This is a genomic window from Cupriavidus sp. 10L43_2, assembly GCF_056395265.1.
This window is the reverse complement of the sequence record NZ_JBFTJE010000049.1, coordinates 1-1020: the sequence shown is the minus strand read 5'-3', so window position 1 is coordinate 1020 and position 1020 is coordinate 1. Positions and strand designations below refer to the sequence as shown.

At 47.6% G+C, this 1020-nt stretch carries 1 protein-coding gene; it reads right to left on the bottom strand.

Going from position 1 to position 1020, the window contains the following annotated elements; translation table 11 throughout:
- Positions 1-146: 146 nt before the first annotated feature.
- On the bottom strand, positions 147-1020 hold an 874-nt coding region (locus AC1DEL_RS27545; RefSeq protein ID WP_477159246.1), incomplete at its 5' end, for a sensor histidine kinase.

Sequence of the window (1020 nt, the reverse complement as noted above, 5' to 3'; positions counted from 1 at the left end):
GATGTCAGGAGCGTGTTTTTCCACGAAATCGATGGCATCCTGGCCGCTTGTGCCTTGGCCGACAACCGTCATATCCTCTTCTAAATTCAACAGCGAACCGAGTGCGCCAAGCAGCATTTGCTGATCCTCGGCAATGAAGATGTTGATCATCTGCTACCATCCTTTTCTTTTGATTTTGAATCATTTGGGATTCTCATGGTCAGCTTTGTTCCGGCAGCTGTATCGATGGCTAAACTGCCATTCGCGAATTCAAGCCGTTCTCTCATTCCAAGCAGGCCGTTTCCCTGTGAAAAAAAACGGTCTTCTCTGCATTGAAAGCTGCCGTCGTCTTCTACCGTAATGACAACCTCTTTCCAAAGCTGCTGAATGGTGATGCGGCATACTTTGGCGCCGCTGTGTTTCACGACATTGGTGACGGCTTCTTTAATGCACATGCTGACGATGTTTTCGTTCAGCAGAGAGATATGTTTTGGCGCTTCTTTTTCTTCATACACAAATTCAATTCCTGCCGCTTCAAGAATTTGCCGAACATTGCCGAGCTCATCCTTCAATCGGATGCCTTTCATCGACGAGACAATTTGTCTGACCTCATTTAAGGAGGTGCGGGCCGTCTGTTGAACACTTTTCAGCTCGGTGCGGGCCTGTTCAGGGTCCTTGTAAATCAACTTCCGGGCAAGGTCGCTTTTCAGTCCGATTAAGGAGAGCTTTTGTCCAAGTGTATCGTGAAGGTCCCGGGCGATGCGCTGCCTTTCTTCCAGCTTCACAAGATCCGCGATTCGTTCATTTGCATATTCTAATTTCTCCTCGAGGCGCTCTCGTGCCTTTCTGCTTCGAATGCTGAGCGGGAGCAGGATGGCACTGATCAGAGTAATGACGATAAACGGGATTTGCGTCAAAAACCAGTCTTTTTTCAGAACAAGGCTGAAGTTGACGGCAATCGCCGCACTGATGATATGAATGTAATATAAGATGTAAAATGGAACTTTGTCCCGGATATGGCCGATGAAGTAGGCGATAAAG